The sequence below is a fragment of the Gordonia sp. DT30 genome (genome assembly GCF_049844915.1).
Lineage (GTDB): Bacteria > Actinomycetota > Actinomycetes > Mycobacteriales > Mycobacteriaceae > Gordonia.
The window spans coordinates 1-1,816 of record NZ_JBNCLY010000050.1 but is presented as its reverse complement, the minus strand read 5'-3'; the positions used below and the strand labels follow the sequence as shown (position 1 = coordinate 1,816).

The following is a 1,816-nucleotide window of genomic DNA, read 5'->3' as shown; positions in this document are numbered from 1 at the left end:
GGCGTGTTCGGCGATCTGGGCCGGCGTCATGCCCGCGGAGGACCACGACATCAGTGACATCAGTTGCGCCGACCGCAGGCCGGGGTCGACGGGTTCGTCGGATCGGGTTTCGATGTGCGTCAGACCGCGCACGATCGCGTCGGCGTGTTCGGACGAGATGGCACCGTCGGCGGCGTGGCGTCGCAGTGGGTCGACGTCGGTGGCGGTGCCGATGCGTACGAACCGTGCGGCGACGGCGGGCGCGCACCCCATCACGGTCAGCAGTTCCCGCAACCGGCGGCCGTGGCCGTCGGCGACGCCGAGGCGGTCGAGGTCACCGGTGAACGTGGCTGCGTGATGGTCGGCGAGGTTGCGGATCAGCAGGATCTGTTGCAGCGCGGCGTGTGCTTGCGGCCCGGTCATGTCCGGGCTGGTGCGGAGTTCGGTGAGCTGGTCGACAATACCGGCCAGAATTGCTGCGGTGTCCGTGCTTTCGATGGTGACGTCGGCGATCATGGTGCCCCCCTTGGCGATCGATGCGATGTCTCCATCCTACACGCGTGCGCCGACAATGGCATCCAGATAGGCGGCATCTGTGTATCGAATACTGGTTGTGGACAACATCTTTAGCGTCGGAGGTGAGTACGCGTTTCTGTCGGTGCGGTGTGCTAGTGGGGCGCGCATGAAGTTTCTGGACGGTGTTGTTTGATTCATTGGTGTATGCGAGCTGCACCGTTGATCATCCCCGACAGTGACCGCGCCGAGTTGGAACGATGGGTTCGTTCGTCGACCACCAAGGCGGGCCTGGTGCTGCGCGCGCGGATCGTGTTACTGGCCGCCGACGGTGTGGCCCACACCGAGATCGCGCGGCGGTTTTCGATCTCACGGCAGACCGTGGTCAACTGGCGATCACGCTACGAGACCGGCGGTGTGAACGGTTTGCACGACGAGGACCGGTCAGGCCGTCCACGGGTGTTGGACCGTGACAAGCTGATTGCCACGACGTTGACGCCTCCACCGAAGAAATACGGTGTCACACGTTGGAGTTCGCGCTTGCTGGCGAATCACTTGGGTATCGGCTACGGCACGGTGGCCAGAGTATGGCGCGAACACGGCGTGCAGCCGTGGCGGTCCGAGACGTTCAAATTCTCCACCGACCCCGAGTTGGTCGGCAAGGTCACCGACATCGTCGGTTTGTATCTCGACCCGCCGGAGAACGCGATCGTGTTGTGTGTGGACGAGAAGTCGCAGATCCAGGCACTCGACCGCACGGCACCGACGCTGCCGATGCAGATCGGAATTCCCGAGCGCCAGACGCACGACTACGTCCGCAACGGCACCACCACACTGTTTGCTGCCCTGGATATCGCGACCGGGAAGGTGACCGGGATCTGTCGGCCCCGGCACCGGCACCAGGAGTTTCTGGTGTTCCTCAAACATATTGCCCGCGCCTACCCGGACCAAGAACTGCACCTGGCACCTGGTGATGGACAACTACGCCACCCATAAGAAGCAGGAGGTCCGCGATTGGCTTGCCGCGAATCCTCGTGTACACGCGCACTTCACACCCACGTCGGCGTCGTGGATGAACCTAGTCGAAGTATGGTTCGGCATCATCGAACGCCAAGCCATCCATCGTGGCACGTTCCGCAACGTCCGCGAACTCACCGCCAAGATACGCGACTTCATCAACGGCTGGAATCCACGCGCTCAACCATTCGTCTGGACGAAAACCGCCGAACAAATCCTCGCGAAAGCTTGGCTCTTGTGATGTAGGTGTGGGTGGTTTGAGCGTGGCGTAGGGCGCAACGCCGGTGTCTCGCTTAAGGTTTGGTTT

General features: G+C 62.6%; 2 pseudogenes. One reads left to right on the top strand and one right to left on the bottom strand.

Going from position 1 to position 1,816, the window contains the following annotated elements:
* Positions 1 to 495: pseudogene (locus tag ACLQ3C_RS21360) on the bottom strand (HNH endonuclease); the annotation flags it as partial.
* Between the two features lie 204 nt (positions 496 to 699).
* On the opposite strand from ACLQ3C_RS21360, the pseudogene ACLQ3C_RS21355 reads away from it, so the two are divergent.
* Positions 700 to 1,750: pseudogene (locus tag ACLQ3C_RS21355) on the top strand (IS630 family transposase).
* Positions 1,751 to 1,816 lie beyond the last annotated feature (66 nt).